This is a genomic window from Clostridium tyrobutyricum, assembly GCF_019144085.1.
GTDB classification, from domain to species: Bacteria; Bacillota; Clostridia; order Clostridiales; family Clostridiaceae; genus Clostridium_B; species Clostridium_B tyrobutyricum_A.
In genome coordinates, this window is the sequence record NZ_JAHHUY010000145.1 from 1 (window position 1) to 210 (window position 210).

Annotated in this window: 1 protein-coding gene; it reads right to left on the reverse strand. The window is 41.0% G+C overall.

Going from position 1 to position 210, the window contains the following annotated elements:
- The coding region (locus KM800_RS15360; protein ID WP_217813852.1) for an electron transfer flavoprotein subunit alpha/FixB family protein at positions 1-210 on the reverse strand (210 nt) is incomplete at both ends.

Sequence of the window (210 nt, forward strand, 5' to 3'; positions counted from 1 at the left end):
ATATTCCAACTGCTATATAAAATTCGGGTCTTACTGTCTTACCGGTCTGGCCAACTTGATAGCTCTTATCCAGCCATCCATTATCAATAGCTGCACGTGATCCACCTACAGTTCCATCTAATAGATCAGCCAGTTCTTGAAGAACCTTAAAACCTTCTTTGCTTCCAAGTCCCCTTCCACCAGATACAATAACTTTTGCTTCACCAATAT